The sequence below is a fragment of the Microbulbifer sp. TYP-18 genome (assembly GCF_040932045.1).
Classification (GTDB): domain Bacteria; phylum Pseudomonadota; class Gammaproteobacteria; order Pseudomonadales; family Cellvibrionaceae; genus Microbulbifer.
Genome location: NZ_JBFRBC010000001.1, coordinates 279,902 through 306,460 on the forward strand (window position 1 = coordinate 279,902; position 26,559 = coordinate 306,460).

Genomic DNA, 26,559 nt, shown 5'->3' on the forward strand with positions numbered 1-26,559 from the left:
ACCCGAACATCCCTGTTCGGGACAACAGGCTGTTGAAAGCTACTTTTTCATCAGCCTGCTAGTGGAAACTTCGAACCGTTTGCACCTTCTGCCACTGCAAACACCGGATATCCCCGGCCACCAGATGAATTACCGGCTGGCTTTCCCTGTCCACCGCGCTGATTTGCACCCTGCCGCGGACCTGTAAAACAGCCCCCCGCTTGATCTCGGCTTTAAAGCGCTGCTGCAGCGGCTCCCACACCACCACATTAATGGTTCCGCTCTCGTCCTCCAGGGTGAGAAACAGTACTCCCGACGCGCTGCCGGGCCGCTGCCGGCAGGTGACCAGCCCCATCACGGTCACCATTTGCCCATCCCGGATATGGAACAGTTCTTCGGCCCTGGCATTACTCTGCAATTGATGCCGCCGGCGCAGCAGGGCGACCGGGTGCTCCCGCAGGCTGAGCCCGGTGCTGGCGTAGTCGTCCCGGGTCTGGTCCTCCAGGGAACTGGCGGGTTTGTGAGGGGCTGGGGCCTGCCGGTGGGGCTCCCGATCCAGGGACTGCCAGGTATCCATATAGCGGTTGCCCCCCAGGCTGCCGAAGGCGTCGGCGCGGGCCAGCAGCGCCAGTTGTTCGCGGCTCAGTTGGGTGAGACGGCGGAAATCCGCCAGGGAGCGAAAATCCTGTTTTGCCCGCAGTTCACTGATGCTCTCGGCACTGGACTGGCTCAAACCCCGGACCAGCCGCATGCCCAGGCGCAACATGGGCGCTTTTGTTTCCGGTGTTTTCTGTGCGCCAGCTGCGCCGGACCCTGGCCGCTGCTCCACAGGCAATGCCAGCCGGTGGTCCCAGTGGCTGTGGAGCACGTCCACCGGCAGTATTTTTACATGGTGCCGCTGGGCGTCCTGGACCAGCTGCGCGGGGGCGTAGAAACCCATCGGCTGGCTGTTGAGCAGGCCGCAGTAAAAGGCGGCCGGGTGGTGGTGTTTGATCCAGGCGGAAAAATAGGCCAGCAGGGCAAAACTGGCGGAGTGGGATTCTGGAAAGCCGTAGGCACCGAAGCCTTTCATCTGGTTAAACAACTGCTCGGCGAAGGCTTCCTGGTAGCCGTTGGCCAGCATCCCCTGCACCAGCCGGTCCCGGAACTGGTAGAGATCCCCGTTTTTGCCCCAGCTGGCCATGGCGCGGCGCAGCTGGTCGGCTTCGCCGCCGTTAAACCCAGCTGCAACCATGGACAGCTTGATCACCTGTTCCTGAAAAATAGGAACGCCGAGGGTGCGTTCCAGTACCGGGCGCAGTTTTTCGTGGGGATAGGTGACCGGCTCCAGCCCCTGCTTGCGTTTTAGATAGGGGTGCACCATGCCCCCCTGGATAGGGCCGGGGCGCACTATGGCAATCTCGATGGTGAGCTCATAAAAATTGCGCGGTTGCAGTCGCGGCAACATACTCATCTGGGCGCGGGATTCGATCTGGAACACGCCGATGGTGTCGGCGCGACTCAGCATTGCGTAAACCGTCGGGTCCTGGGCCGGAATATCCTGCAGCCGCAGCTTTGGCCCATAGAGTCCCATATAGGTGAGGGATTTGCGCAGGGCGGTGAGCATACCCAGGGCGAGCACGTCCACCTTCATCAATTTCAGGTCCTCGATATCCTCCTTGTCCCACTGCACTATGGTGCGCCCGTCCATGGCCGCGTTTTCGATGGGCACTAAAGTGTGCAGGGGTTTTTCGGTGATTACGAAGCCGCCCACATGCTGGGATAAATGCCGGGGAAAGCCGTAAATCTGCTGCAGCAACTGCGGCAGCATTTTGCTGGCGGCGCTGTCGGGATCTATCCCCACTTTTTGCATCTGCTGGGGAAATGCCTCCAGGCTGTCCCACCAGGCGCGCTCCGCCTGCAGCCGCTCTATGGTGGCGGAACCTATGCCCAGCGCCTTGCCGATATCCCGCAGGGCGCTCTTAAAACGATAGGTGACTTTGTTGGCGGCGAGGCCGGCCCGGTCGCGGCCGTACTTCTGGTAAATATATTGAATAATTTCCTCGCGCCGCTCATGTTCGAAATCCACGTCGATATCCGGCGGTTCCCTGCGCTCGCGGGAGATAAAGCGCTCGAACAGTAGCCCGATATGGTGGGGATCGATTTCGGTGATAAAGAGGCAGTAGCAGACCACGGAGTTGGCGGCGGAGCCGCGGCCCTGATACAAAATATGCTGGCTGCGGGCATAGTGCACTATGTCGTAAATGGTGAGGAAATAGTGCTCGTAACCCAGTTCGGCGATGATCGCCAGTTCCGTTTCAATCTGTTCCGCGATCTCTGTTTTTGGCCCCCCGGGCCAGCGCTGTTTTAGGCCCGCTTCTACCAGTTGCCGCAGATAACCGCTGGCGCTCTGGTTGGCCGGCAAAACTTCCGAGGGATACTGGTAGCGCAGTTCCGCCAGGCTGAATCGGCACTGTGCGGCGATGTCTGCGGTGCTGGCGATGGCCTGGCCGGGGTAGAGTGCGGCTATATCCTCCAGGGGGCGCAGGTAGCGCTCGGCATTCTGCTGCAGCCGATAGCCCAACTGCTCCAGGGTGCAGTTGTGATAATTGGCATTGAGCACATCCTGCAGCGGTTTGCGGCTGCGGCAGTGCATCAGTGCGGCGTTGGTGGCCACCAGGGGCAGTGTTTCCCTGCGGGCCGCGTCCACCAGTTCGCGGATACGGGCGCCCTGCTGGGACTGCAAACCATTGCAGAGCGCGAAATAGAGCCGGCCGCAAAAGTGTTGTTTTAGCGCCGCCGGAACCGGGCGGATTTCCGCTTCCGGCAGCCAGATTGCGATGGCGCCGCTGCAGTACTGCACAATATCCCCGATGCCCGCCCGATACTGCCCTTTGGGGGCGCGCAGCTGGGCGGCGGAAATCAACTGGCAGAGGCCGCTGTAGGCGCTGTGATCCGGGGCGAGGAGCACCAGCTCGCCGCCTTCCTGCAGCCGCAAAAAACTGCCGCAGATCAGTTTCAGCGAACTGTCCTGGGTGCTTTTCAGTTTTTCCAGTTCGCTGTAGGCGCGCACCACACCGGACAGGGAGCATTCGTCGGTGATGGCGAGGGCGCTGTAGCCCAACTGGTCCGCGGTCCGGACCAGTTCCTGAGGGTGGGAGGCACCCTGCAGAAAAGAGAAGTTGCTCTGGCAAAAGAGTTCGGCGTACTGCATGCAATGATCGGAATGGAACTATTAACCGGGCAATCCAAGTGATGGTCCCTCATCCATTGGATTGTGGCCCTTGAAAACCTGCGCAATTACGCGGCTGGCTCTACAAGGACTCGCGTCGGCTTGCGGCCGGCGGCGCGGCACATTTCTGTTGGGGACAGCAGACTGCTGAAAAACACTTTTTCAACAGCCTGCTAGGCATAGATACCGTGCAGGTACCATTCCTCCGAACTGAGATCCTGAAACACCCAGTAGAGGCTGCCATCCCTGCCGCTGGCTATGTAGTAGTCGCGGGCGTGGCGGCACCGCTGCCACCAGTAGCCGTCGATACGCTCCGGGCCCTGCAGCAACTGCATCTCGCCCTGGTGAAACAATCGCTGCCCGCGATGGCGCAGGCGGGTGGGGCGCGCCAGCAGCCAGTTGGGCCGGCAGGCGCCGGCGGGCTGCAACTGCCGGCCCTTGCGCCCGCCCCTGCGGTCCGCTAGCGGGGTGTCGGCGGTTTGCCAGGCCTGCTCCGGCAAATGGCTCTCCCTGAGGCTGACGCCGGACAGCGCCTGGTGGCCGAGGCGCGCCCGCAGCTTGTCCAGCAACTGGTGGCTGCGCTGCAGCTTGCCGCTGTCTGCGAACAGGTCCTCGTCCACAAGCGTCTGTTCCAACGGCTGCAGCTGATCGCAGGTGAGGTGCAGCGACTGCACCGGTTGCTCCAGGCTGAGCCGCTCCAGTTGCAACCGGGTGAGGGCGATCAGTCTCTGGGGGTCCAGCAGTGGCCGCGACGTCTCCACGGACACCACCTTGCAGCCCTGCCGGCCGAAATCCAGTTTCCAGCGCAGTTTCTGGGTGTAGAGCTGGCGCCGCTGCAACTGCTGGCACAGCTCGCGCACCAGGCGGCCGGCGGGGAACAGCAGCTGTTCGCTGTTTTCCAGGGGGCTGGGAAAGGGCAGTTCGCGGTGAAACTCCACCGGCGGCTGGTAGCCGGGGACCGGGTCCTGGCGGCTGCCGTTCAGGCGCGCCAGGTATTGGACGAAGTCGCGGCCGAAACGGCTGCCCACTTCCGACAGCGGAATCGCCAGCAACTGGCTGACCCGTTTGATACCGCAGGCGTAGAGCTTGGCCAGGGTCCGGTTGTCACAGTCGAGTAGTTTGCAGGGGGAGAAGCTGATCCACTGGCGCCACTGTTGCGGGCTGGGGGGGGTGCGGGTGTCCCGCAGCCACTGGCTGTGCTCCGGCAACTGGCTGAGCATCCGTGCGGCACTGGGGCTGTGGCCCAGGCCCATGCGGGCGCTGATGCGCATCTGCCGCAGCTCGCGCCGCAGTTGTTGCAACAGCGGCTGCAGGCCGCCCCTGGCTTTGAGACAGCCGCTCAGTTCCAGCTGCAGGCAGGCGTGTTGCATGTCGCCGTCGGCGATGGTGCCGGCGGCCTGGGGGGAGACCACCGGGGTAAAGCTGTAACCCCACTGGGCCAGTTCCCGCAGCAGCTGCGCCTCCCGCTCTGTGTCCCGGGTGAGCAGGGAGAGGTCGCTGCAGAGGGCGCAGGCGGTGGCTACGGTGAGTCCGGTCTCGACACCGCGCTGCCGGGCGGGACCGTTGGCATCCACCACCAGCTGCTTTTCCACCACCGCCTGGGGCACCGTTTCCGTGCGCTTGTGCTGGGCGCGGGTGAGGGTTTCCAGGGGCAGCCTGGGAAACTGTATGCACAGCCAGAGCATGGTTCGGACTCCCTCAGTGCAGCGGCTGGTCGCGACGGGTCAGGTCGGGACTGCGGGGCAGCTGCAGGCGCTGGCCAGAGTGTCCGCCCAGCTGTTTTAGCAGTTGCAGGGTCAGCTGTTCGCCGTCGCTGCTCAGCTGCAGCCGCAGGCTGGCGGGCGATGGCGCAGCGGCGCAGTTGCCGGGGCGAAAATGGAAGTGCAGACAGTCGCCCTGGCGGGCGGCTATCTGCAGGCGGCGCAAATCCCTGTCGCCTGCTTCCCGGGATGGCTGCCAGCTGAGCAGTGCGCCACAGCAGCCGGCCTGCAGCGACTGTTCCATGGCCCAGAGCTGGTCCCGCTGACCGCGGGGGTGCAGTATCAGCAGTTTGTCCAACTGCACGCCGGCGGCGGCAAGGGCCGGGGCATAGGGGATATGCGGCGGGTTCACCAGCACCACCATCTGTCCGTCCCGGGTCAGCTCCGCCAGAGTGGGCAGCAGCAGGCTCAGCTCGCCGATGCCGGACTGGTCCGCCAGTAATTCGGTGGTGGCACCGCGGGGCCAGCCGTGTCCGCTGAGCAGGGCATCCAGGCCCCGGTAGCCGGTGGCAATGCCGTTGCGCGGGCGCCGCTGTTCATTGGCGGCCTGCCAGATATCTGCCCGGTCCAGCAGCCGGCGCAGGCGCTGTTGCTTTAACACCTTGTTCTGTATGAAGTTTTCTGCACTGTTCACACTGACGTCCTCGCCTTGTGCCCCGGGAATAAAATACTATATTTATATACAGTAGTTACTGTGCTTTTATACAGTAGTTCATTCGGGGCGGCAAGCGCCGGGTGACGCTTGTGGCGGGGGCCTTCACCCGTCCGGCAAATGGCCGCCGGGGCCGGCACTTTTGTGCCCGCCGCAAACCCGCTATGATTCGGCCTCTTTACTGGCCAGCAGAAGCGACTCGAAGGGGGCGGAGTGAGTATCAAGTCCGATAAGTGGATACGCCGGATGGCCGAGCAGCAGGGTATGATCGAGCCTTTCGAGCCGGGCCAGGTGCGCCGCAACGGCGATGGCGAGCGGCTGATCTCCTACGGTACCTCCAGCTACGGCTACGATGTGCGCTGCGCCGGTGAGTTCAAGATTTTCACCAATGTCCACTCCGCCACCGTGGACCCCAAGACCTTCGACGAGAACAGCTTCGTGGATGTGGAGGGGGACTCCTGCATTATTCCGCCCAACTCCTTTGCGCTGGCGCGCACGGTGGAATACTTCCGTATCCCGCGCTCGGTGCTGACCATCTGCCTGGGCAAGTCCACCTATGCCCGCTGCGGCATTATCGTCAATGTGACGCCACTGGAGCCGGAGTGGGAGGGGCATGTGACCCTCGAATTCTCCAACACCACCAACCTGCCGGCAAAGATCTACGCCCACGAGGGCGTGGCGCAGATGCTGTTCTTCGAGTCCGATGAGGTCTGCGATGTGTCCTACCGGGACCGCGGCGGCAAATATCAGGGCCAGCGCGGCGTCACCCTGCCGCGGGCCTGATTCCCTTCTCTATCGGTGCCCGGAGTAATCAATTGATGGCGGTGTCCCCGGGCTGGTCCAGTGACACCGGCACTGAGGGGTGGAATGGCTCAATGCCCAGCGCGCTGTACAGCTGGTCCGGCCGGTAGAGGTTCTGTCCCTCGATCACCAGTGCGGTGCGGCGCAGCGCACTGATGTCCTCCAGGGGGTTGCCGTCCAGCAGTACCAGGTCCGCGTCCTTGCCGACGGAAATAGTGCCCCCTGTGTTCAGTTTGCCCACCAGGCTGGCGGGCACCAGCGTGGCGGTGCGCAATACGTCTGCATTGGGGATGCCGGCCTTGGCGTAGAGTTCCAGCTCCCGCAGCAGGGTGAAACCGGGGATGCCGTCGCTCCCCGCCACCATCGGCACCCTGTGCTCGTGGAGCTTGCGCACCATGTTCAGCAACGCCTGGGCGGACAGGTCGTAGTCCTCCCGGTGCTCCGGTTTTACATCCAGTTCCGCGCCAATAAACTGGCGGCGCACATTGATGGGCAAATGATCGGCGATAGCGGCAAATTCCGGGTCCAGCTTACCTGGCTGGCGCAGCAGCATGGAGCTGAATACGGTGGTGGTGGTGTCCACGACTGTGCCTTTGCGGGCCAGCTTGTCCAGGAAGCGTGCCACTTCTTTGCTGTTTAAATCCAGTTCGTGGGCGTGTTCGCCGACTTCGGTAAAGCGCAGCCGTTTGCGTGTGTCTATGGCGCCCATGAAATTGAGAAACAGCATGTTGATATGCTGGATTTCGTCGAAGCCCGCATCCACTGCCTCCTCGGCGGTCATAAAGGCGGGGATATGGCCGGACAGGCGCAGACCGCGGCTGTGAATATGCTCGGCCAGGGGGGCTATCCACTCCGGCTCCATGGAGCTGTAGGTCTTTATCTGCATATAGCCGCGGTCGGCATACCAGTCGACTATTTCCTTGGCCTGCTCAAGGCTGGTGGTGGTCTTGCCCATGCGCATGGCGTTTTCACTTTCCCGGTCCATAAACCCGGCGCGATAGACATCGCCGCCGATTATCTGGCCGGAGGAGAAGAGCCGCTCGATGCGCATGATATTGTCGTGGGTGTTGCCCAGGTCCCTTACGTTGATCACGCCGGCGGCCATATTCAGCACACCATCTGTGGGGGAGAGGTGACTGTGCATGTCCCAGAGCCCGGGGATCAGGGTCCTGCCGCGTCCGTCGATACGGGTAATCCCGGGCAACCGGATCGGCGCGATGCTCATGCGGGTGATCTTGCCATTCTCGATCAGCAGGTGGCGCTGTTCCAACAGCTTGCCCGCTTCTACGTCCACCAGGTTCACATTGCTGATCAGAATCGGCGCCTTGGACTTGAGTGTGTGTTTTGCGGAGAGGTCCTGCAGGTATTTGTCGGCGGCGCGGATTTGCCGTTCCTTGAGTTGGGCCAGGTGGGATTTGTCCCAGCCTTTGCGCAGTATTGCAAACCAGCCCCCTTCGTCCGCCGCGAACAGGTTGCCCCGCTGGTCGAACCAGCCCAGTTGCGGTGTGAAGGAAAGGCCGCTGACACCGTAGAGATAAACCGTTTCTTCCACCTCGCCCTGGGCCAGGGTCAACCGGTCCAGCTCAAACAGTCGCGCCTGTCCCTGGGGCAGCAGGCTGATAGTGCGGTTGTCACTGGCCAGCAGCGCTTTTACCAGTTGCGACTCCACTGCCAGGGTCGGGCTTTTGGGTATGTAGAACTGCGGCGCGGAAGATTTCGCATTGCCGCGCTCGTCGGCACTGTGCCACTGGGCGAGACCGTCGACCAGGGAAAACTTTTCATTTACCGGCGCGCCGAATGGGCTGGTGCCCTCTATGTGCAGTTGCTCAGGCACCTGTTTGGCGCCGATAGTGAAACTCTCTTTCAGGTCGAGGCGGCGATTGTTCCAGCCCAGTTTGAGCTGCCCGGTGACTCGGTTTCCCTGCCACTCAATCACTTCCGTGCCGGCGATGCCCTCCTTATCGTAAAACACATATTCGATGGTTTCTGCGTGGGAAGGACTAAAGCCTCCCAGCAGGACTGCGGACAGGGCAATGGACCAGACTGGGATTTTCATTGTTGGGGACCTTATTGTGATTATTGATATAACTTAGGGCCTGTTTACACCAATAAGGCAACTATGGCTATTGCGATTGATTACGGAGGAAGTTTAGGTGCCGCCATTTATAATATTTGTGACTTTTTGGGCATTTATCTATCCGACAACTCAGTCAACTGACCGGTTAATGTGGTAAAAAGATATGCCACTGCCGGGCGGAGACCGACGCAGGCCCTTCCATATCATTGCGCAGACTTTCAAAGGCGACAAAATAGATGAGGGATTACCTGTTGGATCGCCGGTATAACAATAGGGGGAGTCGTGAGACAACTAACAATAATAATTGGACTTGTCTTAATCGTGGGTTTTCCCACTGCCTGCGACAAAGTTGTCACCGAAAAGGATTTAATTGGCACCTGGTTAGTGGATGACACTGCGATCAATGCCTTCATTGCCTCCGCTCGAAAGGCCGCCGGGGACCAGAACGAAGATTCCCTCATAAATGTAATGGAGCCTATGCTGCGGCGCTTAGCGAACAACCAGGGTGTGGAATTTACGGCGACGGAAGTCCGTGAAATCCGCGGGGCCTCGCGGTCGAAATCCAAGGAGTACCAGGTGGTGTCGGTCGTGGGCAATGACATCACCATTCTGGTTGAAGGTCGCGAATTTCTCGCCTCGATCGACGGCAATATTCTGGTTCTTGGCGCCAAGTCGTCGAGACAGCCTCTTCCCTATCGCAAGCTCAATGCGGAGGAGCTTGCGGCATTCAATGGAAAGATGGGAGACGCTGAGCGGGACCCTGATCCGGGCACTTCACCCGGGCACCGTATCCTGTGGGCGGTGAACGCTGAATTCGAAAAGGCGGCGGAGTACATCGACAAGCACCCGGAGCTGGTGGCACTGCGGGATGGGCAAGGCAATACAATGCTGCATTTGGCAGTGAGTAGTCGCAAGGCCGAACTGGTGGAACTGCTGCTGGAAAAGGGTGCCGACGTTAACGCGCTGGACAATTTTAACAAGACGCCGTTACAGGTATCCCTTCGAAATTTTGGCAAATCGCCACAGCTGCTGTCGATGCTGATCGAGGCCGGTGCCGAGCTGGGTTACCACGGCAATATTCTCAGGACGCCGCTGGACCAAGCGGTGGATGAAAACGATCTGGCCCTGGCCCGCTATCTGCTGAGTCGGGGGGCGCCTGTAGATGCCCGCAAGTTGCCCACAGGCAAGACGCCTTTCCTGCGCACTGTGGAGAAAAGCCAGCTTGAGATGGCACAACTGCTTTTGGAGCATGGCGCCAACCTGAATGCGCTCTGGTCTGATGGCAGCAACGCACTGTATTTGGCGGCCCGCGAAAGCTCCCCTGAAATGCTGGAATTTCTGCTGGACAAGGGGATGGACCCCAACCAAACCAATAGCCGGGGGTGGACGCCACTGAATAATGTCAGGTGGCGCGACGAGGGTAAGTTAGAGGCCACACGCCTGCTGGTTGATGGCGGGGCCGATATAAACGCCGTTCATTACAATCCGGTATTGATCGACGCCATTCGCGACCAGGATTTGGCCTGGGTAAAGGGTTTGCTCGCATTGGGGGCAGATCCGCAGGTGAAGTCGGTTACTAGTCAGTCGGCTCTGGAGTTGGCCCGTGAGACCGGTAACCCGGAATTGATCCAAACAGTGGAGAAGGGGTTATCGCAATCCAATTGATGATTGGCCCATTGGGTTGCCGCCCTTGAAAGCTTGCTGTCCCAAGCAGGAATGTGCGGGCCTGCCCGGGCCCGCAGCTGCGGATTACTCTGCGTAGCAGTCCCGGGTGATATTTTCCGTGCGGTCCCCGTGGACTATCACATTGTCCTCGATACGCACCCCGCCGAACGGCCGCAGCGCGTCCACCTTGTCCCAGTGCACTTCAGCCGCAAGGTCGGTCTCCCGCAGGGCCGCCAGCAATGGGTCGATAAAATAGAGGCCGGGTTCGATGGTGAACACCTGGTTTGCCTCCACCGTGCGCGTGGTCCGCAAAAACGGATACTCTGCCGGGGGCGGGGTGATGCCCCCGGTCGCTGCCGTCTGGTGGCCGCCCACATCGTGCACCTGCAGACCGAGGAAGTGACCCAGGCCGTGGGGCATAAAGGTGCCGGTCAGGTTGGATTCCACCGCGCCCTCGGCGGAGGTCCTGATAATACCGAACTGCTGCAGCAACTGGCCGATCTTCAGGTGGCACTGGCGGTGGAGTTCCCCATAGGCGACGCCGGGTCTGAGCCCCGCCACCAGTTCCTGTTCCTTTGCGTCCATCGCCGCCACCAGCTCCGCGTATTCTCCATCGCGAAAGGCGTGGCTGCGGGTGATATCGGCACAGTAGCCATTGCAGTCGGCGCCGGCATCGATGAGGAAACTCTTCAGCTCCGACTCGGGGATACGCTGCCCCGACAGGTGGGTATAGTGCAGTATGGCGGCGTGCTCGTTGAGGCCGACAATATTGCCGTAGGGCATCTGGTTTTCCCCCTGGCCCGCCGCCCGCAGGTAAGAGAGATTGATCTCGAACTCACTGGCGCCTTCGCGAAAAGCGGCTTCCGCGGCCCGGTGGGCGCGCACGGCGATGCGGTTGGCTTCCCGCAGGCAGGCCATTTCGTAGGGAGTCTTGTAGGCCCGCGACCAGTGCAGCCGGGCCAGCAGCTCCTCGGGGTTGGGAATACCGATGGGCCAGCCCTCCAGGCCGTCGGTCTCCCCCAGAAAGGCGGCGTTCTCTGATTGAAGAAAGGCTTTGGCATCGGCCGGGCTGTTCAGCAGGTCGATATCATACTGGTCACTCCAGAAGGTGCGGGGCGCCGGCGGAACATAGTGCCAAAAATCCACCGGGCGGTAGAACAGCAACCTGGGCTTTTGCCCGCGCCGGTAGATAATCCAACTGTGGGGATTGTCGGTGACGGGTACCAGCGCCTTGAACTGGGGGTTGCAGCGGAAGGGGTAGTAGTTGTCGTCCAGAAACTGCACCTTGGGCCTGCCGCTGAACACGTTCAGGGTATCGAAACCGGTTTGTTCCAGGATGTCATCGTAGCGCTCCCGCAGTGTGGCGAGGTGCTCGGCAAAGAGTTGTTTGTCCATGGCTGCCTGTTGTGAGTTGGCGCGTCAAAAACGCAGGTTAAATCGTCCGCATAGTGTATGGCCGCAAGGCCGGTTATTTGACCTGAATTTCCGCCGGGTCACAGCAGATACTGCTGGAGTATTGCCACCGCGGCAATGGGTTGATGGACAGCCCCCCGATAGGCCCCAGGGCCCCTGCCCGATGGAGTACTCAGGTCTTCCATTGTCGTCTAAATCATTATTTTTTATAACAACAAATACCCCGTTTTTAATAAGGTTTTGCGATTTTATTGTGTCCGATTGATTGCCCCCGTCAACTTCAATAACCTCATCAGCGCCCAAATTGGCTCGAATATCGCCGGTTTGGCGATAGTTGTTTAATAAGGTGGTTGTTTTCTGATCGGTCGGTGCGGGTTGCTGGCCCGGTCAGTCAATTGGGGCGGGCCCATGTGTCCAGGGCTAAATCGGCACAGGGGTGTCCCGCCCCCGGTCTCTGTGTATTGCCGCCTGATTCCCCAAACTGGACGCCAGCAGAAACTGGAGACCCAAACCCCGATTTGTGCGGACACTGGATTCCTCTGCCTACCCTCTATTACAGATAGTCCCATGGCCCCCTTATTCGACCGCGGCTGCTTTGCCGTTCAGGGCTGCGGTCAAATGGGTGAATTCCGTCTCAGGAGTGCGGACTTCCAACCGGTAGGGTTGGATACCGGCAGCTCGCCAGGGCCGCAAGTAGCGGGTGCGGCTGCATTACATAATAAACGCGTGACCGACCTGACCGCCGTCAGCCACAACCTGCACGGACGCCGATGGAGAAACTATGAAATACGAATCCATATTCGCCCAGATCACAACCCAGCAGATTATCGCCATGTTCGACCTGCTTTCCGATGTGATTTTTTGGATAAAAGACGATACGGGACGGGTAATTCACTGCAATCAGGAATTTGTACGGCATGTAGGTCGCAAGTCCATAGGCCAGGTGTTGGGGCATTCCGATCTCGATTTTTCGCCCCCCTACCTGGCCAGGAATTTTATGATGGATGACCAGCGGGTGATGGGCGGGGAAATTATCACCGAAAGGCTGGAGCTGAATATAGACAGGTCCGGGGAGCTGGCCTGGTTCACCACCTCCAAGCGACCGCTAAAGAACGCCCAGGGGGAGATTATTGGTACCTATGGTGTAGCCAGGAACCTCAAGAAAACCGTAAAAACCCTGTCGGGCATGGAGAAGATAAAAAGGCCTGTGGAATATATCAAGAACAACTATGGCCGCAACATAACGATTGAGGAACTGGCTGAGGTGGCCAGCTTGTCGGTCAGCGCCCTGGAGAGACGCTTTAAAAAATATTTGAAGAAGACGCCGATGCAGTTTCTCCGAGAAATCCGCCTGGAGAATTCGCGCCGTATGCTGGTCGAAACACAAATGCCGGTGTCCGAAATTGCCTACTCGAGTGGCTTCGCCTCCCACAGCTATTTCAGTCGGCATTTCAAAGCGATGTTTGGATTCCTGCCCGCCAATTATCGAGCGGAGGTCCAGCCCTAGTAGGCTGTTGAAATTCGAAGAATTTCGACGTCTGGTACCGGAATATGGATGTTCGGCAAAATTGGCAATGCTTAAGTCGTTGATTTTGGGAGAAAAGTGAAACTCACATTTTTGGCTTTTCGTGTTTTGAAACAGGCAGGATGCCTTTTTCAGCAACGGGTCAGGGAACCTCTGATGAATTCGGTGCAACCTCAGGCTGTGGGTCGAGTTCGCCCTCTGACAGGGCTATACGGGGCTGTCCACCGTCGGACAAGGCCGATACCAGCCGTTTTGTGAAATTGCGCAGATTTTCAAAGGCGACAATCCAATCGACAGGGAACCATTTATTGGGTTGCCGGGTTAACAGGCGCAGAGTTTGGCTCTGGACTCATTCTTCTGGGTCTTTGCACAAAGTCTAAACGCCGATTTTGTTGCATCGAAGACCGAATATCGGTTACCTCCCATTGGCCCTTCTTGCCTAGTATCGAAGTGCTCGACAAGTAGCTGTTATTTCCAAGGGGTTACTGCAGTCTTCCGCGGTTCAGCCGGGCTTGTGAAACCGCGTGGGGAAGTATTGAAAACAACACTAAATCGGGCGGCGATAATTTGAATAGCAAGGGAGGGGTCGTGATGATAAATAAAATAGATTACCAACACCTGTCGGCATCGGGAGTGAAACTCTTCAAACACTCCGCATTGTATGTTTCGATTTCCGTCGCGGCAAGCGGGCTGGCGGTGGCACAGGAGGTTCCGGGGCAGGAAGCTGCACTGGAAGAGATCGAGGTTATTGGCATTCTGGGAAGTAACACCAAAAACCTGGCCATAAAACGGGATTCGAATTCCATCGTGGATGCCATCACCGCAGAGGATATCGGTAAATTCCCCGACAAGAACGTGGCCGATTCCCTGCAGAGAGTCCCCGGCATAACGATTACCCGCAGTGGTGGCGAGGGCAGTCGTGTGAGTATTCGCGGCACCAGCGCTAACTGGACCCTCACCCAGCTGAATGGAAACTATATTTCCACATCAGACAGCGGATCGCCCACTCGCAGTTTCAACTACGCCCTGCTGCCCTCCGCCATGATCAGCCGGGTGGAAGTCTATAAGAGCCCGGAAGCGAGGCTCGACGAGGGGGGAATAGGGGGCACGGTCATCCTCCACAGTCGCAAGCCCCTGGAACTGGGCGCCGGGGAGGGCATTGTCGCCCTGGAATCAACCTACTCGGATACTACCGAAGAGTGGGAGCCGAACTTCAGTTCTCTCTATTCCTGGAAGAACGCCGATGAAACCTTCGGCATTCTGGCCGGATATACCAATCAGGACAGGACGGTAGTTGGTATTGAGAATGGTGCCAGGCACTGGCGCTTCCACTCGGATACTGTGGCAGATGCCGAAAGACCCGCGATTGTCGACCAGGCCACCGGCGAGGTGTACAACAATGTATGGGCACCCCGGGCTATGGATATTTCAAACCAGAGACAGGACAGGACCCGGGACGGCTACCAGCTGACGACCCAGTGGCGCCCCACGGACCAATTGGAACTGTCGTTTAACTACTTTGGTGCCTCCCTGGGCTACAACCGCCGCGAGCAGCGCCTGACGTTCGCTGAATGGAATGACAACCACAATCCCTACTTTGGCGTGGAGCTGGATGGAGATACCGTCGTCACCTACGGTTTTGGCGACAATGGGCTGCTCAACGACGCCAACTGGGGCGATGCGGATGTGAATGGCGGCGTGGCGGTACGCCGTGGGTTGATGTCTCCCCAGGTCACCGGCGAGGACATCACCGGGGACTCGCAGTCGGACACCTTTGATTTTGAGGTCAGCTACCAGGGGGATTCTTATTCCGCGACCCTGAATATCGGCCGCACCGAGGCCAAGGGCGGCGTTTCCGAGCGCATCATGGCCAACATGGATGCCCGCTACGGCTCGGTAAACAGCTGGCTCTGGTCCATCGCGGATGGAAAGCCGAGCTATGAGGTCTCCACGGACCTGACCACAGACCGCGACGCCTACCCCTACTACGACTGGTTCAGCTCTGATTCGACAGAGAACGAAGACCGGGAGGATTACTATCAGCTGGACCTGGAATTTGATACCGACTGGGAATTTATCAGCAAGATCTACCTGGGCACCAAGTACCGGGACCACGAAATCCGTTCACTCAGAAACACATTCCGCTGGGATGATGGCATTGCAGACAATGGCGGTTACCGGGGTTGGCTGCCGGGAACCGAGTGGTTCCACAATCCGGATTTCCACCCGGACACCTCCACCCTGCTGGGCTACGGGGTGGTGGACAACAGCGCGGGGGAAACCGGGGCAATCAATTTCCTCCCTTTCGACCTGAATGCGCTGAAAGGCTATGTGAGCGACAATTTCACCCGCACCGTGGTACCTGTCCTGTCGGGCACCTACAGCATCAATGAAAAAATCCTCTCCACCTATGCCCAGGCGGATTTTTTCTGGCAGGACCTGCGTGGTAATTTCGGTGTCCGCTATGTGAATACGGACCTCACCACCTCCACCTACGATGATATTATCGGCCAGGAATCCACTGAGGCCACCGCCAACAATCGAAGCAGTGATACAACCAATATTTTACCGAGCCTGAACCTGGCCTGGGATCTGAGCGATTCCCTGGTGCTGCGTTTCGCCGCTGCCAGAACCATGTCCAGAATCAGTTACAGTGATCTCGGGCAGGCCGAATCCTATGGCCCGCCGGTAAATATAAACTCCAGTGATTCCTGGACCGGCCGCGGTTCCGGGACCTCCGCCAATACAGACCTGGAGGCACTGCTGGCGGATCAATATGATATTGGTATCGAGTGGTACTACGCCGATGCATCCGCGCTGGGTATAACCCTGTTTAACAAGGATATCAGCAATATACCCATCAGCATCGTCGAGATTGTCGAACGGGAGCACAGCTGCTGCAACGGGCCCATCGAAGTTGAAATGAACACCAAAGTCGGGGGAGGGGAGGCGACTTCCCAGGGCGTTGAGCTGTTTGCCCAGTACGCCTTCGAAAACGGCTTCGGTGTCCTGGCCAACTACACCTATACCGATACCAGCACCTCCGACGTGTTGAACAACGGCGTAAGGACAGAGGCCGAAATTCCCGGCACTGCAAAACATCAGTACAACCTTTCCGGATATTATGAGCGGGACGCCTACAGCGTCCGCGCCTCCTACAACTGGAAGGAGGACCGCGCCAGTTCTCTCCACCAGGGTTATAACCTCTACGACAAGGCCTATGGTCAGCTGGATGTAAATGCCAGTTATTACATCAACGAGGGATTAAGCCTGACCGCCTCGGTGATCAACCTTACCGAGGAAAAGCAGGAGGGGTTCTGGAAGCAGGAGAACCGGCTGACCTATTACAACTATTATGGTCGCCGCATTTACCTGGGCCTGAACTATAAGTTCTGAGTTGCAAACTCCTGTGACGGCGGGCTTTGGTGTTTAGGGAGTGTTCCCGCCCGCCGACACGGGAATATGTGAATATGAAAATCGCTTCAGGTCAATGGTTAGTTCTCGGGGGTTATAAATTTGAGAAGTATTAATCCAAGCAAGTCCAGTGAAAGTTTTTACCTCTTCCCCGGTGATCCGGTCGTCGAGTGGGTACTATGAATAATGAGCGCAGGTGCTTGTAAGATGAAAAAACTGCGTATGGGAATGGTCGGTGGTGGCAGCGGTGCCTTTATAGGGGAAATCCATCGTATTGCCGCGGCCATCAGCCGGGATATCCAGCTGGTCTGCGGGGCCTTTTCCTCCGATAGGGAGCGAACACTGCAAACCGGACGGCTATTGGATCTGGAGGCCGACCGCTGCTACGGCAGTTACGATGAGATGTTTGCCCGGGAGTCCAGTCTGCCGAAAGATATCCGGATGGAATTGGTGGCGGTGGTTACGCCCAACCACCTGCATTTTCCAGTGGCCCGGGCGGCACTGGAACATGGCTTTCACGTTATCTCCGACAAGCCGGCGACACTGAATTTGCAGGAAGCGATACAGCTTAAGGAAATTATCGAAAAAACCAACTGCCTCTATGCCCTCACCCATGTCTATACGGGATACCCCCTGGTCAAGCAGGCCAGGCACCTCGTCGAGAGGGGAGAGCTGGGAAATATTGTCAAGGTCGTCGCCGAGTACAGCCAGGGCTGGCTGGCCACAAAAGCGTCGGAGAGCAGCAAGCAGGCCGCCTGGCGGCTGGACCCCGCGCGCTCCGGAAGAAGCTGCTGTATTGGCGATATTGGCGTGCATGCGGCAAACCTGATTGAGTATATCTCCGGCCTGAAAATAACCGCCCTGTGTGCGGACATTTCCACAGTGGTAGAGGGCCGGACACTGGATGACGACGGCACTGTGCTCCTGAGGTTCGACAACGGCGCCAAAGGTGTATTGCTGGCCAGCCAGGTTTCGGTTGGCGACGAAAACAATCTGCGTCTGCGAATCTATGGGGACAAAAAGAGCATCGAGTGGTCGCAACTGGACCCCAACACCCTGTGGCTGAGATCCAACAGCGAGCCTACACAACAGATCCGTACCGGAGTGGGGGAAATGAGCCCAGCGGCGACCCGCGCCGCCTATGCCCCGGCCGGGCATACGGAGGGCTACCTGGAGGCGTTTGCCAATATCTACAAAAATTTCAGCGCGCAGATACGTGCGCAACGGGATGGACGGGATTGCGACAACAACAGCTTTGACGTACCCGGTATAGAGGCGGCCATACGGGGTATGGCGTTTATCGAAAAAACCATGGATGCGGGTCAATCCAGCCTGAACTGGATGCCGTTTTCACTAACAGCAGAGATGTCCGAGGGTGTAGTCGGTGAGTAAAATCAGAGGTCCGGGAATCTTTTTGGCGCAATTTTCCAGTGATGAAGCGCCGTTCAACAACCTGGCTGATATCTGCCGCTGGGCTTCCGGGCTCGGGTACAAGGCAATACAACTACCGACGACCGATAGACGCCTGTTCGATTTGTCGCTCGCCTACAAGAGCGCCACCTACTGTGACGAGATAAAGGGCCTGGTGGCGGACTCGGGTCTCGCCATCAGTGAATTGTCCACACACCTGCAGGGCCAGTTGGTGGCCGTGCATCCCGCCTATAGCCGGCAGTTTGATGCGTTTGCACCGGAATCGGTACGAAACAGCCCCCAGTGCCGTACAGCCTGGGCAATCGAACAGCTTGTCATGGCCGCGGAAGTCAGCCAGAGACTGGGCCTGACCGCTCACGCGACCTTTTCCGGGGCGCTGTTGTGGCCCTCTTTTTATCCGTGGCCACAGCGCCCCCCGGGGCTGGTGGATGAGGGGTTCAGGGAGCTGGGTGCCAGGTGGCTGCCGATACTGGACCGGTTCGAAGACGCGGGGGTCGATGTGTGCTTTGAGCTGCATCCGGGTGAGGACCTGCACGACGGGGTGACCTTCGAGCGGTTCTTGCAGGTTGTGGGAAATCACCCGAGAGCCAATATCCTCTACGATCCCAGCCACTTCGTATTGCAGCAGATGAATTATCTGGAGTTTATCGATATTTACCATGAACGTATCAGGGCGTTTCACGTAAAGGATGCCGAGTACCGCCAGAGCGGCCGCAGCGGTGTCTACGGCGGCTACCAGACCTGGCGGGAGCGGCCGGGGCGCTTCCGCTCCCTCGGTGACGGACAGATAGATTTCTCGCAGATATTCACCAAGCTGACACAGTATGGCTATGATGGCTGGGCCGTATTGGAGTGGGAGTGTTGTTTTAAACATCCCCAGGACGGCGCCCGGGAAGGGGCGGAGTTTATCGCCAGGCACCTGATCAGAACCAGTGATCGGGAGTTCGATGATTTCGCATCCAGCGGAGATGATCCGGGTTTAAACCGGGAAATACTGGGGCTTGATTTTACCGGCTAGAAAAATGAACCTAAAGGTGGCATATGTCTATCAATAAAAATAAATTGTTTTTTGCGAGCTGTCTGGCTCTGACAGTGACCGCTATGACGTTTGCAATCAGGGCCGGTATCCTGTCGCAGCTGGGCCGGGATTTCTCCCTGACCGATGCCGAGCTGGGGTGGATAAATGCGATGGCGTTCCTGGGATTTCCCGTCGCCACCATGATCGGAGGAGTGCTCTACAACCTGGTCGGTGCCAAAAAGCTGATCCTGATGGCATTTTTTGGCCACCTGCTGGGCCTGGTTCTCACCATTGCGGCCGAAGGTTTTTGGGGTCTGTTGATCTCCAGTTTCTGTATCGGGTTTGCCAATGGTTCGGTGGAGGCGGGGTGCAACCCGCTTGTGGCCAACCTGTACCAGAACAACAAGACCGCCATGCTCAACAAGTTTCACGTCTGGTTTCCGGGTGGAATCGTAGTGGGCGCCCTGGTTTCAAAATTGATGACCGATCTGGGATTGGACTGGACTCTGCAAATCGCTGTTATGTTGCTGCCAACCGTCCTGTACGGTTATTTGGTTCTGCAACAGGATTTCCCCCGGGAGGAGCAGGCGACCACTTCCACCACAAATAACCTGACAGCCCTGGTTTCGCCACTGTTTTTGTTTATGGCACTGTGCATGACCCTGACTGCCACCAGCGAGCTTGGCACCCAGCAGTGGATAGAGAGAATTTTAGGGGCCGCAGGGGCATCGCCGATGCTGATTATGGCGATGATCACCGGCGTCATGGCGGTGGGGCGTTACTTTGCCGGCCCGGTGGTTAAAAAGTTCAATGCGGAGGGGGTTCTGCTCTATTCGGCGGTGGCCACGTCCATCGGTATATACAGTATGAGCCTGTCTACGGGGGGGATGCTCTATGTATCGGCCCTTGTCTTTGCACTGGGTGTCACCTACTTCTGGCCCACCATGCTGGGATTCGTTGCGGAAAACATTCCCCAGGCCGGTGCGGTCGGGCTATCGGTAATGGGCGGTATCGGCATGTTCGCAGTGAGCATCTGGAATCCGGTTATCGGGCGCTGGATCGATCAGGCGCGGGAAACTGCCCTCGCCCGCAGCGCCGGCCCCGAGGAGGCGGAGCTTATCGCCGGCCAGGCCACCCTGCAGAACCTGGGGGTTTTTCCGCTGGTCTGTATTTTGGCTTTTGTTGCGCTGAATATATATATGCATAAAACCCGCAATTCCGATGCAACTCACCTTGATCACTCTGCGGAATCCACTGGCCTGGGTTCAAATAAGATTTAGCTTTTCAATTCCTACGGCTGCATAGGAGGTAGGTCGCAATGAAGAGAATATTAAACAGTATTTTAGCGGTGGTGCTTGTTGGGGCTTCCTGGGGCCTGTGCGCCCAGGATAACCAGTTGACAGAGAAGGAGGTAGAGCAGGGCTGGGAGTTGCTTTTTGACGGCCGCGACCTGGGGAAATGGAGAAATTTTAAAAAGCCGGGTCTGAGCAAACAGTGGCAGGCGGTCGATGGGGAAATGGTCCTGACCGAGGGTGGCGGTGGCGATATCCTGACGAAAAAAACCTATCGGGATTTCGACCTGAAACTGGAGTGGAAAATATCCCTGGCAGGCAATAGTGGCATCTTTGTGCTGGCGGACGAACTGGGCAGCCAGATCTACTCCCATGCCCTCGAGGTGCAGGTGCTGGACAATGAGCGCCACGCGGACAACAAGGTGGCCTCCCATCTGTCCGGATCCATCTATGACCTTATTGCGTCCCCCAAAAACTCCCACAGACCCGTCGGTGCATGGAACCAGGTGCGGATACTGCTCGAGAAAAAACACCTGCAAGTTTGGCAGAATGGCTACCAGACAGTGGATATTCTGATTGGTGGAGAGGAGTGGGATCGACTGGTTGAAAACAGCAAATTCAGGGATTGGCAAGGGTTTGCCAAAGGGGATGCGGGGCATATCGGTCTGCAGGATCACGGCGATAGCGTCGCCTTCAAGAATATCAAAATAAAAGAGATTTAATCCGGGGTGCCTGGCATGGAAAATTTTGATTATGAAGTGATTGTCGTCGGCTCCGGCGCCGGTGGTGCCATGGCTGCCTATACGCTCACAAAAGCGGGACACAGGGTATTGATGCTGGAGGCGGGCCGCAACTATGACCCCAAAACCGAAACCCCCATGTTCCGGCGCAACGGCGATGCGCCCCTGATGGGCGCGGGCAATGCGGACAAGAATTTCGGTTTCTACGATGCGACTGTGGATGGCGGCTGGACGGTGCCGAACGAGCCTTATACCCGCGCCAAAGGATCGGATTTTTACTGGTGGCGGGCCCGTATGCTGGGGGGCAGAACCAACCACTGGGGGCGTTTTTCACTGCGTTTCAGTGAGCATGATTTCAAGGGCAAAAGCCGCGATGGACTGGGGGCTGACTGGCCTTTCGAATACAGCGACCTGGCCCCCTGGTATGACAGGACCGAGGAACTGGTCGGGGTCTGTGGCACCAACACGGGCCTGGACGATATGCCGGACTCCTCCGAGGGCATACTGCAGCCACCGCCGAAAGCGCGGGTGCCGGAACTTCTGGTAGCGGCGGCGGCGAAGAAGCTGGGTATTCCAACGGCACCCATGCACAGAGCGGTGCTGACGCGCCCCAAAGGCGACCGCGCGGCCTGTTTTTATGCCACCCCCTGTGGTCACGGCTGTTCCATCGGCGCAGCCTTCCAGACCACCACCTCCCTGATACCCATGGCAAAAGCCACCGGTCGTCTGCAGGTGGTCACCGATGCCATGGTCAGGGAATTGAGCGTGGATGACAAAGGGAGGGTGACGGCGGTCACCTTCGTCGATAAAAAAACCAAAAGCAGCCGCACCCTGGAAGCCCGTGTCATTATCCTGGCCGCCAGCGCCTGCGAGTCCGCGCGTATTTTACTGAATTCAAAGAGCAGGCGTTATCCGCAGGGGCTGGCCAACTCCAGCGGTCAGGTGGGCAGAAACCTGATGGATTCCACCGGTGCCAACCTGGGCGCGATGATTCCGGGGCTGCAGGGCCGGCCGATTTACAACGAGGACGGACACACCGCCAATCACCTGTTTATTCCCTGGTGGGGCCACAAGCAGCAGGCGAAGGGTGCATTGGATTTTCCACGGGGATATCACTTCGAAATCGGCAGCGGATTCGGGGAGCCGGGCGCCGGTGTATCCGGTGATCTGGACGGCTACGGCAAACCGTTGAAGGATATCGCCAAGAGAGCCTACGGCTCCTATGTGGGCCTTGCGCTGCGCGGTGAAATGTTACCCAACCCCCAGTCTTATATGGAGATAGATGACAAAGTCAGGGACCAGTGGGGTATTCCTGTGGCCAGGTTTCACTGGAAGTGGTCGGAGCATGAACTAAAGCAGGTTCACCACGGCCTGAAAACCGCCAGGGCGATCCTCGAAACCATGGGCGCCAGGTTTACCGGCCCCCTGCCCAGGGCGGAGGATGCCATCTCCAAGGGGGGTGAGATTATCCACGAGGTGGGCACCACAAGAATGGGCGACTCCCCCCGGGACTCGGTAACCAATCAGTGGGGGCAAACCTGGGATTGCGACAACTTGTTTGTGATGGATGGGGGCGTCTTTGCATCCAATCCACACAAAAACTGTACCTTGACCATCATGACCCTGGCCATGCGCAACGCTTCCTGGCTGGCGGGGCAGTTAAAGCAGGGGGTGCTCTAAATGGCTTCCAATAATGATAAGGCGCAGAGCGACGCGCGTTACAGGACTGCGCTGACACGCAGGGAGTCCCTGAAATGGCTGGGGCTGCTGTCCGCCAGTGTGGTAGTGCCGCCGGTGCTTGCATCCAGCCTCAAAGGCGACTCCCCAGGGAAGGGACACTGGCCCAACATGTCGCTAAAACCCATTACCGGCAATGGCTATGGCAAGGACCCCAATCTTATCGTTCCCCCGGAGGCGCCCTGGCCACTGACACTGGCACCCCGGGAACTGGAAACGGTGGCCCTGCTCTCGGAGCTTGTGGTGCCGCGGGAGGGCAATGTGCCTTCCGCCAGGGAGCTGAAGGTGCCCGACGTGGTCAACGAGTGGGTCAGTGCCCCCTACGCCGGGCAGCAGCGGGACAGGGACTCGATCCTGCGCCTTATCGGCTGGCTGGAGGATGAGGCCAGGCGCAGGTTCGACAAGGGGTTCCTGGTGGCGGGGGACGCGCAGAGACTGTCGATTATTGACGACATCGCCTATAAAAAAGCGCTGGCTTCAGCGGAGTTCACGCGCCCGGCGGCGGCTTTTGCCCGTTTGCGCGCACTGGTTCTGGCAGCCTTCTTTTGCACCCCGCAGGGCACCAAGGATATTGGTTACCTGGGCAATGTACCCATTGCCGGCGATTATCCCGGACCCACCAAGGAGGCGATGCAGCATTTGCACGGACTGCTGGATGAACTTGGACTGGCGCTGTAGAGACAGGGGCAACGGAGATTTGCCCCACCCGGCACTGGCCGGATTTTAATCCCATTCTACGGGCGCTCCCCCCCTGTAAGGCCGACTGTGTAAGGCCCTCTCCATAAGCAAGGCTCCCTGCTGTCCTTAACAGGGAGCTTCGGGTCGCAAACCCTGGTTGGGAAAAACCAGGGAGGACTTTTTCAGCAAGCTGCCAGAGACCCACTGTGGTGAAATCGCGGTTTGAGCGCCGTGCCCGGGTTTGTTGGCGCACTGCTCCGCATATACCGCCGCACACCTATTACACTATTAACCCAGTGATCCAATAGATGATTCCTCATCGACACGAAAACTTATCCAGTCACACTTAATTGCGTTGGCTCCAGGAGTTTTGGGCCAGGGAGGGCCTGGTGTTGCGATTTCTATGGTGCTGGTGTCTGCTGGCCGGAATCCTGTCTTTATTGATGGCATGTGGAGGGGACGGGAGTGACGGCACAACCAATGGCGATAGTGGCGGGGTGCAGATCGGTGTTCTGACCGAGGTTGTTGTAGCCGGCTTGCCCTATCGCACGGAAACACAATCCGGTGTCACCGGAAGCGGGGGTGAGTTTTCCTTCAGGGAAGACGAAACCATCACTTTTTTTATTGGTGACATTCCCATCGGCTTTGCGGTCCCGGCACGGGAACGGCTCCGGCTGCGGGACCTCTTTCCCCAACTCCGTCTTTACAGGGTTTTTAACGACCTGAAGTTTCTATTCGCGCAAATTCCCAGTTGGCCGGAGTTGCGTGCCTTTAACCGTTTTCACAATACCCTCTTTTTGCTGGAGGCGTTTGACCGGGATTCCGATCTGGGCAATGGCGTGGTGCTTGACGCCGGTGTGCCGGACCTTCTCAACGGGGTGCAGATGGATCTGGGGATCAGTATTTTTGTGTTTTCCCGCCATTTCCCCCCCCTTATCTATTTTGCCAATCGCGCCGATGAGTTGGGCCTGGTGGATTCCGCTGCGGTCAGGAATGCCGGAATGGTGCTGGATAGCTACTACAGATCAGTGGGGCTGGTGAGCGGTTTTTATTTGCCGGTGGGGGAAACCCTGGATTTCCTCACCGCCCCGCTTTTGGATGAAATCATCGACTACAAGTACGACGATCCGGGTAACCTGATAGAGATATTGCGGGACTATGACTGCGATCCCCTGACGGCGATTGCCGAGCTGGCAACCTTTGATGAATTCGGCAATATCCTCAGTTTGACCCTGGAGGCCGAAGCCCTTCGGGTGGACGATGAATTGGCCCGCTTCGACTATGACAGTGCGGGCAACCTGATCGAAATCCGCAGGGATACCAACGGAGATGGCAACTTCGATCTGATCCAGACCCGGGACTATGTTTTTGGGGATCTGGCTTACGAAATTCGGGTTACCGAGACCCGCGACGCCACCAGTGACCACAGGATTCAGTTTACCCTCTTCTATCAATTGGACAGCGCCGGGCGCCTGACAGAATTGCGGCGGGACCGGGAGCTGCTGGCCAGTTTTGATTATTTTGCGGGAGGCGTACTGAAAACCGAGCGGCTCTTTGTTGCCGGTGAAGCTATACCGGTCCGGGTAAGGGAGTTTGACCAACTGGCGCAGCTGGTCCTGCTGGGTTTCGATACAGCGGAACTTGGCACAGGGCAGTGGCAGTTTTTCTACAACCAGCGGGGACAAATAGTTCGCCAGCGTTTTCGGGGCACAACGCCGGATCATATCCCCCTGCGCCTGCTGGTGGAGAGAGAGTATGGATTGGGCCGAGAGTTGCTGCTGGTTACGGTGGATTTCGGCGAGGATGGCAATATCGACCGGTCGCGCGAATTTGTTTATGACGATGACATACAGCTGGTGAGGGAAGTCTGGTTTGATCATGTGGGCAGTCAGAAGACTGCTGTGTTTGAGGTCACCTATCAATACAATGCATCGGGACAGGTTTTGGTAAAAACCAGAAGCGATCTTCGGCCGGACTCGCCTCTGCTCGCCACCGGCGCGAGGGTTGCGTTTATCTATGGTTATGACGAGCGGGGCAACCTGCTGAGTGTCGAGCGCGATAACCGCATGGATGGGGGGGTGGACTTTGAGCAGACATTTATCCTCTCCAGAATCAACTGGCGGGCCGCACTGTTGTGGATTCAAAGGCCTTCCGTCTATTCCAGACAGCCATTTGAGACATTGCCCCCAAAGAGCGACCTGCTGCGCAGCCTGGACGAATTTGTAAGGCTGCAAAGGGTCGAGGACCACCTGGTGGATATCGACCTGCTGGTGACGCTGGATGAAGCCCTGCGCCTGTTTCGTACGCTGGAAGGAGTGGAGGCAATTAGCATCAATTGCGGAAATCCCTTCCGGCTGGAATTCCTTACGCAAGCCAGGGCGCTATTGAGTGACCTGGAGCCGCTGGAACCTGTAACAACGCTGGTTCTTTGGTCTATAACCCGGGACGGCGTTTTGGTCATCGTCGATGAAGAGCAGGAATTCCGCTTCCAGATTCGCCTGTTTCCCAGTCCGGTTCTATTGCCAGGACAGCCGCAGGTGGAGTTTGTGTTTGAACTGAGACCGCTGGATGTCTACCCGCTGCCCTATGGCTGTACTTTTCGGGGGCGCCTCACCGGGGATTTGGTCGATGACCCGGTGGGATTTCCATTGCCCGGGAGCGGCAACCCACAGGGTAGGTAAGCGGGTTTTGGTATTCGGAGTATAAAAGTAATCTTCGGGAGTGGAAAATTGGTTTAGCGGTAGTGAGGTGGCTGGTTTTCATCGGTAACTCGGGAAGTGATCCTACCCACGAAAAGTAGACACGGTTTTATGTGTAGTAGTTCAGATTATTTAGTTTATTGATTGAATAATTTTATTGCGAACTATTTCAACGGAGTTTCTGTCGTTTCCAGCTACTGCGACTAGCAGCTTGCTTTGGTTGGGCGAAATTGCAATGCATTTAACTACTACACGATTAGATTTGACGTTACCGTAGATTCCGTGCTGATTCTCTATTTGATTATCGAGATGAAGTGATTGTAAAACATATGAACTTTGAATTTCGCAAGCTTCTTTGGATTTATCTAAATCCTTTATCCAAGACCATAGTTCCGGTGGTTTTTCTTCGGATGATGCATTAGCAGATATAAGGGTGAAAAGTAAAACCATCCATTTCATAGTGTGAT

The 26,559-nt window shown here is 57.9% G+C and carries 17 protein-coding genes; 11 read left to right on the forward strand and 6 right to left on the reverse strand.

All coding sequences use genetic code 11. The features are described 5' to 3' along the window. Nucleotides 1-58 precede the first annotated feature (58 nt). The 3 genes from ABVT36_RS01090 to imuA all read right to left on the reverse strand — a co-directional run bounded on the left by ABVT36_RS01090 (nucleotide 59) and on the right by imuA (nucleotide 5,584). Nucleotides 59-3,172 (reverse strand): error-prone DNA polymerase, encoded by a 3,114-nt coding sequence (locus ABVT36_RS01090; RefSeq protein ID WP_368454854.1) that lies wholly within the window; start codon nucleotides 3,170-3,172, stop codon nucleotides 59-61. Nucleotides 3,173-3,363: 191 nt separating this feature from the next. Further along, the gene (locus ABVT36_RS01095) at nucleotides 3,364-4,875 is read right to left on the reverse strand and encodes a DNA polymerase Y family protein (RefSeq protein WP_368454855.1); all 1,512 of its coding nucleotides are present in this window, start codon (nucleotides 4,873-4,875) and stop codon (nucleotides 3,364-3,366) included. A gap of 13 nt (nucleotides 4,876-4,888) precedes the next feature. Continuing rightward, on the reverse strand, nucleotides 4,889-5,584 hold the full coding sequence (gene imuA, locus ABVT36_RS01100) for a translesion DNA synthesis-associated protein ImuA (protein ID WP_368454856.1): 696 nt from the start codon (nucleotides 5,582-5,584) through the stop codon (nucleotides 4,889-4,891). A 231-nt stretch (nucleotides 5,585-5,815) separates the two neighbouring features. On the opposite strand from imuA, the gene dcd reads away from it, so the two are divergent. Then, nucleotides 5,816-6,385 (forward strand): dCTP deaminase, encoded by a 570-nt coding sequence (gene dcd, locus ABVT36_RS01105; RefSeq protein ID WP_367148326.1) that lies wholly within the window; start codon nucleotides 5,816-5,818, stop codon nucleotides 6,383-6,385. A gap of 28 nt (nucleotides 6,386-6,413) precedes the next feature. Here the strand turns inward: dcd and ABVT36_RS01110 are convergent, their stop codons facing one another. Then, a complete protein-coding gene (locus ABVT36_RS01110) occupies nucleotides 6,414-8,459 on the reverse strand; it encodes an amidohydrolase family protein (RefSeq protein ID WP_368454857.1) in 2,046 nt (681 codons plus the stop codon). Between the two features lie 342 nt (nucleotides 8,460-8,801). Between ABVT36_RS01110 and ABVT36_RS01115 the strand changes: the two genes are divergently transcribed. Beyond that, nucleotides 8,802-10,145, forward strand: coding sequence for an ankyrin repeat domain-containing protein (locus tag ABVT36_RS01115; RefSeq protein WP_368454858.1), 1,344 nt, complete (start codon nucleotides 8,802-8,804; stop codon nucleotides 10,143-10,145). A gap of 84 nt (nucleotides 10,146-10,229) precedes the next feature. Here ABVT36_RS01115 and pepQ read toward each other — a convergent pair whose 3' ends face one another. Then, entirely contained in the window at nucleotides 10,230-11,540 is a 1,311-nt protein-coding gene (pepQ, locus tag ABVT36_RS01120) for a Xaa-Pro dipeptidase (protein WP_368454859.1), read from the reverse strand. Nucleotides 11,541-12,339: 799 nt separating this feature from the next. On the opposite strand from pepQ, the gene ABVT36_RS01125 reads away from it, so the two are divergent. From ABVT36_RS01125 to ABVT36_RS01165, 9 genes are all read left to right on the forward strand, one after another. After that, a complete protein-coding gene (locus ABVT36_RS01125; protein ID WP_368454860.1) occupies nucleotides 12,340-13,065 on the forward strand; it encodes a helix-turn-helix domain-containing protein in 726 nt (241 codons plus the stop codon). Nucleotides 13,066-13,674: 609 nt separating this feature from the next. Next, nucleotides 13,675-16,479, forward strand: a complete 2,805-nt coding sequence (locus ABVT36_RS01130; RefSeq protein ID WP_368454861.1) for a TonB-dependent receptor — start codon at nucleotides 13,675-13,677, stop codon at nucleotides 16,477-16,479. 225 nt (nucleotides 16,480-16,704) lie between these two features. Next, nucleotides 16,705-17,889, forward strand: a complete 1,185-nt coding sequence (locus tag ABVT36_RS01135) for a Gfo/Idh/MocA family protein (RefSeq protein ID WP_368454862.1) — start codon at nucleotides 16,705-16,707, stop codon at nucleotides 17,887-17,889. Beyond that, nucleotides 17,882-18,946, forward strand: coding sequence for a sugar phosphate isomerase/epimerase family protein (locus ABVT36_RS01140; protein ID WP_368454863.1), 1,065 nt, complete (start codon nucleotides 17,882-17,884; stop codon nucleotides 18,944-18,946). Before ABVT36_RS01135 ends, ABVT36_RS01140 begins: the two co-directional genes overlap by 8 nt. 23 nt (nucleotides 18,947-18,969) lie before the next feature. Then, nucleotides 18,970-20,226: a sugar MFS transporter gene (locus tag ABVT36_RS01145; RefSeq protein ID WP_368454864.1), complete on the forward strand. Its 1,257-nt coding sequence runs from the start codon at nucleotides 18,970-18,972 to the stop codon at nucleotides 20,224-20,226. 38 nt (nucleotides 20,227-20,264) lie between these two features. Then, nucleotides 20,265-20,960, forward strand: a complete 696-nt coding sequence (locus ABVT36_RS01150; protein ID WP_368454865.1) for a DUF1080 domain-containing protein — start codon at nucleotides 20,265-20,267, stop codon at nucleotides 20,958-20,960. Between the two features lie 15 nt (nucleotides 20,961-20,975). Continuing rightward, on the forward strand, nucleotides 20,976-22,658 hold the full coding sequence (locus ABVT36_RS01155) for a GMC family oxidoreductase (RefSeq protein ID WP_368454866.1): 1,683 nt from the start codon (nucleotides 20,976-20,978) through the stop codon (nucleotides 22,656-22,658). After that, nucleotides 22,659-23,393 carry a gluconate 2-dehydrogenase subunit 3 family protein gene (locus tag ABVT36_RS01160; protein WP_368454867.1) on the forward strand — a complete coding sequence of 245 codons (735 nt, stop codon included), beginning with the start codon at nucleotides 22,659-22,661 and terminating at the stop codon, nucleotides 23,391-23,393. It abuts the gene before it with no gap. 389 nt (nucleotides 23,394-23,782) lie between these two features. Continuing rightward, nucleotides 23,783-26,074, forward strand: coding sequence for a hypothetical protein (locus ABVT36_RS01165; RefSeq protein WP_368454868.1), 2,292 nt, complete (start codon nucleotides 23,783-23,785; stop codon nucleotides 26,072-26,074). A gap of 150 nt (nucleotides 26,075-26,224) precedes the next feature. On the opposite strand, the gene ABVT36_RS01170 is transcribed toward ABVT36_RS01165, so the two are convergent. Next, nucleotides 26,225-26,551, reverse strand: a complete 327-nt coding sequence (locus tag ABVT36_RS01170) for a hypothetical protein (protein ID WP_368454869.1) — start codon at nucleotides 26,549-26,551, stop codon at nucleotides 26,225-26,227. Nucleotides 26,552-26,559: the final 8 nt, after the last annotated feature.

What these genes read in the sequence shown, in the direction of transcription:
- ABVT36_RS01090 (WP_368454854.1), bottom strand. Translation starts at nt 3,172, where the DNA reads ATGCAGTACGCCGAACTCTTTTGCCAGAGCAACTTCTCTTTTCTGCAG.
- ABVT36_RS01095 (WP_368454855.1), bottom strand. Translation starts at nt 4,875, where the DNA reads ATGCTCTGGCTGTGCATACAGTTTCCCAGGCTGCCCCTGGAAACCCTC.
- ABVT36_RS01110 (WP_368454857.1), bottom strand. Translation starts at nt 8,459, where the DNA reads ATGAAAATCCCAGTCTGGTCCATTGCCCTGTCCGCAGTCCTGCTGGGA.
- pepQ (WP_368454859.1), bottom strand. Translation starts at nt 11,540, where the DNA reads ATGGACAAACAACTCTTTGCCGAGCACCTCGCCACACTGCGGGAGCGC.
- ABVT36_RS01125 (WP_368454860.1), top strand. Translation starts at nt 12,340, where the DNA reads ATGAAATACGAATCCATATTCGCCCAGATCACAACCCAGCAGATTATC.
- ABVT36_RS01130 (WP_368454861.1), top strand. Translation starts at nt 13,675, where the DNA reads ATGATAAATAAAATAGATTACCAACACCTGTCGGCATCGGGAGTGAAA.
- ABVT36_RS01135 (WP_368454862.1), top strand. Translation starts at nt 16,705, where the DNA reads ATGAAAAAACTGCGTATGGGAATGGTCGGTGGTGGCAGCGGTGCCTTT.
- ABVT36_RS01145 (WP_368454864.1), top strand. Translation starts at nt 18,970, where the DNA reads ATGTCTATCAATAAAAATAAATTGTTTTTTGCGAGCTGTCTGGCTCTG.
- ABVT36_RS01150 (WP_368454865.1), top strand. Translation starts at nt 20,265, where the DNA reads ATGAAGAGAATATTAAACAGTATTTTAGCGGTGGTGCTTGTTGGGGCT.
- ABVT36_RS01155 (WP_368454866.1), top strand. Translation starts at nt 20,976, where the DNA reads ATGGAAAATTTTGATTATGAAGTGATTGTCGTCGGCTCCGGCGCCGGT.
- ABVT36_RS01160 (WP_368454867.1), top strand. Translation starts at nt 22,659, where the DNA reads ATGGCTTCCAATAATGATAAGGCGCAGAGCGACGCGCGTTACAGGACT.
- ABVT36_RS01170 (WP_368454869.1), bottom strand. Translation starts at nt 26,551, where the DNA reads ATGAAATGGATGGTTTTACTTTTCACCCTTATATCTGCTAATGCATCA.